This is a genomic window from Microcoleus sp. N9_A1 (assembly GCF_036701795.1).
In the GTDB taxonomy this organism is placed as follows: Bacteria; Cyanobacteriota; Cyanobacteriia; order Cyanobacteriales; family Microcoleaceae; genus Microcoleus.
In genome coordinates this window covers 177,399-183,799 of the sequence record NZ_JAUBRI010000003.1, presented here as the reverse complement: position 1 = coordinate 183,799, position 6,401 = coordinate 177,399, and the positions used below count along the sequence as shown (strand labels likewise).

Here is a 6,401-nt window from a genome sequence, read left to right as displayed (position 1 = left end):
CCAAATCTTTTTGCATAGGCATCAACTGCTGCTTGTATATCTGCCAAGCTGGTCAGAATATACCAAGGTTCTTCTGTAGTAATATTTCGATATTTGCCCAGCCACTTACCTGCTAGATTAAACCCCTTAATGGGTGCGGTTTTTCTAATTGTTACTTCTTGATTGAAAAAGCTATTTCCTGGCTCTAATCCTAGCATTTTTAGTTCAGTCCATAACTCCGATTCTGTCTTAATGCAAACATTCTTTTTTAGTCGTAAACAGAAATCTACTTTCTTCTCCCTGAGCCAATTTGCCAGGGTAACACTACAAAATTCACGATCTCCTAACACGAGCAATTTATAATCTGATCAGGCGGCGAATACTGGCGTTAATACAAATTGTTGATTTTCCAATGTGCTGTTCCCTTGTTTTTCAAGGGCTTTCCAATAAATAGGAATGGCTCTTTTTCGCCAAATCATGCTGACCATCAAAATATTATTTGATTGCCATTTGGTTCGATCTATTGCTAAATATATAACCTTATTTTCTTTGACACTACCTTTAATCCAACCAATCACCAGTGGCAACCAAATATTATCTATACTCCATTCATTCTCTGATAAAAATCTCTGAAGTTTTTTTCTTCTACTTTCAAAATTAATAGGTATTGCTAGTTTTGTCGCTATGGTTTCTCATGTGACTTCTTTAATCGATTGCACCACTTGAATCAATAAAATTGTCACTAAGTAATTAGAACGTGTCAGCTTTTCTGACAAATGGGCATGATATAATTCTGGTATCATTTAATTGTTTTTTGGGTAAGAAGCTTTCTTACCCTATCTTTTTTCATGCTATTTGTCTAGAGTTGCCGGACTGTATGACTTTCAGGCGACCTGTCGCCCCGGCAGGGATCTCGATGCTTTTGATGCCGCGCCAGAAGTTATCGAAATTAACCGCCAAAAGCTAAATGCTTCTCAAGTTACTTACCGACAGATCGATTTATTTTCATGGGAACCCGATCGGGAGTACGATCTAGTTTTCTTTGCTTTTTGGTTTTCTCACGTACCCCCAACTTTAGTGGATGAGTTTTTGGGAAAAGTTTACCGATCGGTTCGCTTTGGGGGACAAGTATTTATCGTTGACTCTTTATTTGAAGAAACATCTTCAGCCACAAATCATATTCTGAAGGATGAAACCAGTATTTGCCAAAATCGCAAGTTAAATGACGGTCGAGAATTTCAAGTTTTTAAAGTTTACTACCAGCCGGATTCGCTTTTAGAAAAATTAGCTAAAATCGGGTTTAAAGCCGAAGTTAAGGTAACAGAAAGCTATTTTATTTACGCTAGCGGGATTAAGATTTAAAGTTTTCGTTCCTAATCTGTCGCGCTATGTGTAGAGAAGATGAGGACATTTTTGGAAAAAATTTGCCAAATAGACAGTCATGGACGCAGAGTGTCCATATATCGTTTTTTGTATGGGCAATCCCCCCGTGGTTGCCCCTAAATCTGGAAAAAATTGGCAAAATAGGTAAGTGTGCGATCGAGCTCTGACTACTGTCAAAAATTAACCTCAATAAACTTCTATGAATGTAATTCGGTTACTGTTAAAAGCTTCTTGGTTAAATGTTTCTATCGCCATACTCACAGGCTTAATCAGCGGCGGTTGCAGCGCTATGTTAATTGCTCTAATCAACCGCGCCATTAGCGACAATTCAAATCATAATTTAGTCTGGTATTTTGCCGGATTAGCAGTTTTGGCTCTCGTCGCCGGAGTCATATCGCAATTTTTGTTAATCTACCTTTCTCAAGAAGCTGTTTACAATCTGCGGCTGAGTTTGAGCCGTGGCATTTTGTCTACTCCTTTGCGGAATTTGGAAGAGTTGGGCGCTAACCGCTTGCTGGCAACTCTCACAGATGATGTAGGAACGCTTTCTAATACTATATTTTTGATTCCTTTTCTCTGTGTTGATATCGCCGTTGTTATCGGCTGCTTAACTTATTTAAGCACGATTTCAGGTACAGTTTTTGTTGTTGTATTTTGTTTTATGGTGCTGACGATTGGCACGGTGCAGTTGTTGCTCAATAAAATGCGGAAATTCTTCGATTTAGCTAGAGAAGAACAAGATATGTTGTTTAAGCATTTTCGCAGTATTACTGATGGAATTAAGGAACTAAAACTGCATTCCTTGCGCCGCCAAGAGTTTTTTACGGAAGAATTGCAGGGGAGTGCTGATGCTTCCCGCAATTATAACGTGACTGCTTTGAATACTGGTGCAGTTGCGATGGGAGTTGGGCAGTTGCTGTTTTTTATGCTGATGGGTTTGTTGTTATTTGTTTTACCCAAATTTGTGCCTGTTTCAACTCCGGTTTTGTCAGCTTACATTCTGACAAGTACCTATTTGATGTCTCCGTTTAACAATATTTTGCAAAGGTTGCCGGCGCTTTTTCGTGCTAATACTTCTGTGGAAAAGATAGAGAGAATGGGATTGGCTTTGGCGAGTCAAGCTGAGATAACTTCAACGGTTAAACTGCCTGACACGGCTCAGTGGGAGACGCTGGAGTTAAATCGAGTAATTCACAGCTATCCGGGAGAAAAAGAAGACAGCAATTTTAGTTTGGGCGAGCTTAATTTGAAGTTTCATCCCGGTCAATTGGTGTTTATAATTGGCGGTAATGGCAGCGGTAAGTCTACTTTGGCTAAGTTAATCACTGGTTTGTACATTCCTGAATCGGGAGAAATTCTCCTAGATGGCCAGCCAGTTACTGAGGAAAATCGAGAGTGGTACAGGCAGCATTTTTCTGCGATTTTTTCAGATTTCTATCTGTTTGAAAGGCTTTTGGGCCTGACTAATCACGATTTGGACAAGCAGGCGGCTGAATATCTGCGAGAGTTTCATTTGGATAATAAAGTTCAGGTGAAAGATGGAGTTTTGTCAACTACGGCTTTGTCTCAGGGACAGCGAAAGCGGCTGGCTTTGCTGACGGCGTATTTGGAGGATAGGCCGATTTATTTGTTTGATGAATGGGCTTCTGATCAAGATCCGTTTTTCCGGGATATTTTTTACAAGCAGTTGCTACCGGAGTTGAAGCGGCGGGGGAAAACGGTGTTTGTGATTAGTCACGATGACCGCTATTTTGATTTAGCCGATCGCGCAATTAAACTAGATTACGGTAAAGTAGAGTATGACCGATAAAATGGATAAGCACCGAATTGTAGAAACTTTGACCGAAAGCCAAGTTTCCGACTTGATGGATTTGTACAAAAACGAGTTTTGGAGCGACAAGCGGACGCGGGAGGATGTTGTGAAAATGCTGGCGGCGACTGATGTTATCATTGGTTTTGTCGATGAGAGCGATGGCGTCCCGCCCCGCAAGCTACGGCTAATTGGCATTACCCGCGTCATCACCGATTTCGTCTACAGAGCCATGATTTTTGATGTCATTATCAAGCCGACACACAGAAAGATGGGACTGGGTGCGAAGTTGATGGATGCAGTTTTAACTCATCCCGAACTGCAAGCTGTCGAGCATTTTTATCTTAATTGTTTGTCGAACATGATGCCGTTTTACGAGCGTTGGGGTTTCACAGATGATGTGGGCGAACTTAAGTTTTTGCGGCGAACAACAGGCTGAACTCATCCCCTTGAAAGCCCCAATTTTTCTCGAATTACATCTTCTTTAAAACCTACTAAAACAGCCGTTCCATCTTTAACGAAAAGAGGACGTTTCAGCAGCATCGCATCCTTAGCAAAAGCCTCCACCCACTGTTCGCTCGTCCAATTTTTCTTGTCGTCGCCCAAAGCGCGGTAAGATTGACCGGAAGTATTTCGCATGGGTTGAAAACCCAAAGCAGCTACCCAGCTTTGAATTGTTTCGCGAGTCTGCGGCTGTTCTTTGGTGTTAATGAACTCGTAATTAACATCGCTATCTTTGAGCCACTGGAAAGCTTTTTTGCAGGTTCCGCAGTTGGGGATTCCGTAAACTTGAATTGACATAATAATAATTGTTGACTGTTGACTGTTGGCTGTTGACTGTTGGCTAATAACAACTGACAACTAACTAATGACTAATGGCTACTGACTAATCTAGCTTGTTGAACCCATTTTTGCACGCGATCGACTGAAGGAGTCAAGTCATTGCGCTGCATTGTCGCTACGTGCAGCCTTAAAACTTGTTGGTGTAATCTCTCCACGGGCATTTGAGCCAATTGAGCCGGAGAAGCAACGCCGGCGTGAAGTAACAGCCCGCAATACTGACAGCCTACACTCGGAATTCGAGCCAAATTTGCCATCGCTACCCATTTATTAACATATTGAATGTTAATCTGTAATTGATGGGCTAGCAACATTTTCGCCGCCGGTGTTTTCGTCATGCGAATTAGTTGTCCGGTTGTGGTGATGCTGCACTCTTCCAGTTGAGATTGGTTTTCCTTGCTCAATCCCGGTAAGTGTGCGATCGGCCAATCGCGTACTTGCGCTGAAGTTTGAGGAGCTTTGTGAGAAATTTTCATGTTTTTTCAGTGAATTTTACTTATACTTTAAAGTCTAAAATATCAAACAGTCAATAGAGGCGATCGCTCACGTCTACCAATCAACAAAAACCAGACCAAGGAATTTGACTAATTGCGGGTGTTGTGACATTTCTGCTAATTGCCTGCGGAGTAGCACTTTCAGCCTGTTTTTCCTACCTGTGGATCAGGCTTACTGCTTAACCAAATCATCCCGGCGATGACGACAAAGACTATAAAAAAGACAGCTTATAAATGCTAGCAAAAAAGAAGTGACCGATGAGGATTTCCTCAAAAATGCCTGCCAAGTTGGCAGTCCGAATTTTAGTTTTTTAATGCTGAGAATGCAAAAACTTGTGGCTGACTGCAAACCCAACTCAAAATTATAGGTTTTTACCCATGACAATTACACAAGGTTATGATTTGTTAACTAATACTCTACACCAACGGCGGCAAAAACTGGCTAGTTTAATTAATTTTCCGGTAATTTTATGGGCGGGGCGCAGCATTCCTCGCAATTATCCGGCACTTACTTATCCCTTTCGCGCCAGTAGTCACTTTCTATATTTTGCTGGTTTGCCCTTAGAAAATGCTGCCATTCGCTTAGAATCGGGCAAATTAGAATTGTTCTTAGATGAGGCACCTGCTAGCAGCACGCTGTGGCACGGAGAAATGCCGAAAAGAGCAGAAATTGCCGAACTAATTGGGGCTGATGCTGCTTTCCCAATGGCCGAATTGAAATCGCGAGCGACAAATGCAGCAACGATCGCCGTTCAGGATTCTTGGACTCAGTTGCAACAGTCTCAAATTCTAGATCGCCCTCTGGCACCGCCCAACTCGCCAACCGGAATCGACCTAGAATTAACTCAGGCGATCGTATCTCTGCGCCTGAGCCACGACGCAGCTAGTTTGGCCGAATTGCGTCAAGCTGCGGCTGTCACCGTAGAAGCTCACAAAGCGGGAATGGCGGCAACTGGAAATGCTCAAATTGAAGCAGGGGTGCGCGCTGCAATGGAAAGTGTCATCATCTCCAAAAATATGACCTATGCCTATCCTAGTATCGTTACTGTGCATGGAGAAGTGCTGCACAGTGAACATTATCACAATCCCCTACAAACCGGAGATTTGCTGTTAGCAGATGTTGGTGCGGAAACATCAACCGGATGGGCTGCTGATGTGACTCGCACTTGGCCGGTTTCTGGCAAGTTTTCTCAGACTCAAAGAGCGATTTATGATGTGGTTTTGGCGGCGCACGATGCTTGTATAGAGAAAATTAGTCCGGGCGTTGAATACCAAGACATTCACCTGTTAGCTGCTAGAATCATGACGGAAGGATTGGTGGATTTGGGTATCTTGCGGGGCAATGTTGAAGATTTGGTAGAAATGGATGCTCATGCGCTGTTTTTTGTTCACGGTATCGGACATTTAATCGGTTTGGATGTCCACGATATGGAAGATTTAGGAGATTTGGCTGGCTATGAAGAAGGAAGAACGAGAAGCAGTCGCTTTGGCTTGGGATTTTTGCGGCTGAATCGAGTTTTGCGATCGGGAATGCTGGTATCGATCGAACCCGGATTTTATCAAGTTCCGGCAATCTTAAATAACCCAGAAAATCGCGCCAAATATAAAGATATTGTAAAGTGGGACGAGTTGGAAAAATTCGCCGACGTGCGGGGCATACGCATAGAAGATGATATACTTGTCATCAATGAGGGTAGAGAAGTATTGACAGGGAAATTGCCAACAAAAGCTCCGGAGATTGAGGAGTTAGTGGCGGTAAATACGTAAGTAGAGCCGAGTTCGATCGCACATACGCAGTTCCATCAGGGGTGAAAATAAATAAATAAAGATGAATAAAGGTTGGCAAAAAAGTCTTTTGATATTAGTTAAAAAATTGGTCTCGCAAGTCAGAAAAT

The 6,401-nt window shown here is 42.5% G+C and carries 8 protein-coding genes; 4 read left to right on the top strand and 4 right to left on the bottom strand.

Going from position 1 to position 6,401, the window contains the following annotated elements; all coding sequences use genetic code 11:
- Both QUA58_RS02555 and QUA58_RS02550 read right to left on the bottom strand, forming a co-directional pair.
- On the bottom strand, positions 1 to 329 hold a 329-nt coding region (locus QUA58_RS02555), incomplete at its 3' end, for a transposase (protein ID WP_333392914.1).
- A gap of 18 nt (positions 330 to 347) precedes the next feature.
- Entirely contained in the window at positions 348 to 566 is a 219-nt protein-coding gene (locus QUA58_RS02550) for a hypothetical protein (RefSeq protein WP_333392913.1), read from the bottom strand.
- A gap of 268 nt (positions 567 to 834) precedes the next feature.
- Here QUA58_RS02550 and QUA58_RS02545 point away from each other — a divergent pair, with 268 nt between their 5' ends.
- The 3 genes from QUA58_RS02545 to QUA58_RS02535 all read left to right on the top strand — a co-directional run bounded on the left by QUA58_RS02545 (position 835) and on the right by QUA58_RS02535 (position 3,611).
- Positions 835 to 1,341: a class I SAM-dependent methyltransferase gene (locus tag QUA58_RS02545; protein ID WP_333392912.1), complete on the top strand. Its 507-nt coding sequence runs from the start codon at positions 835 to 837 to the stop codon at positions 1,339 to 1,341.
- Between the two features lie 220 nt (positions 1,342 to 1,561).
- Positions 1,562 to 3,172, top strand: coding sequence for a cyclic peptide export ABC transporter (locus QUA58_RS02540; RefSeq protein WP_333392911.1), 1,611 nt, complete (start codon positions 1,562 to 1,564; stop codon positions 3,170 to 3,172).
- The gene (locus QUA58_RS02535) at positions 3,162 to 3,611 is read left to right on the top strand and encodes a GNAT family N-acetyltransferase (RefSeq protein WP_333392910.1); all 450 of its coding nucleotides are present in this window, start codon (positions 3,162 to 3,164) and stop codon (positions 3,609 to 3,611) included. The genes QUA58_RS02540 and QUA58_RS02535 overlap by 11 nt, the downstream gene beginning before the upstream one ends.
- Before the next feature lie 2 nt (positions 3,612 to 3,613).
- Here QUA58_RS02535 and QUA58_RS02530 read toward each other — a convergent pair whose 3' ends face one another.
- The gene (locus QUA58_RS02530) at positions 3,614 to 3,973 is read right to left on the bottom strand and encodes a Spx/MgsR family RNA polymerase-binding regulatory protein (protein WP_333392909.1); all 360 of its coding nucleotides are present in this window, start codon (positions 3,971 to 3,973) and stop codon (positions 3,614 to 3,616) included.
- A gap of 71 nt (positions 3,974 to 4,044) precedes the next feature.
- Positions 4,045 to 4,488 carry a DUF4332 domain-containing protein gene (locus QUA58_RS02525; protein WP_333225969.1) on the bottom strand — a complete coding sequence of 148 codons (444 nt, stop codon included), beginning with the start codon at positions 4,486 to 4,488 and terminating at the stop codon, positions 4,045 to 4,047.
- A 396-nt stretch (positions 4,489 to 4,884) separates the two neighbouring features.
- Here QUA58_RS02525 and QUA58_RS02520 point away from each other — a divergent pair, with 396 nt between their 5' ends.
- Positions 4,885 to 6,273 carry an aminopeptidase P family protein gene (locus tag QUA58_RS02520; RefSeq protein ID WP_333392908.1) on the top strand — a complete coding sequence of 463 codons (1,389 nt, stop codon included), beginning with the start codon at positions 4,885 to 4,887 and terminating at the stop codon, positions 6,271 to 6,273.
- The last annotated feature ends 128 nt before the right edge of the window (positions 6,274 to 6,401 follow it).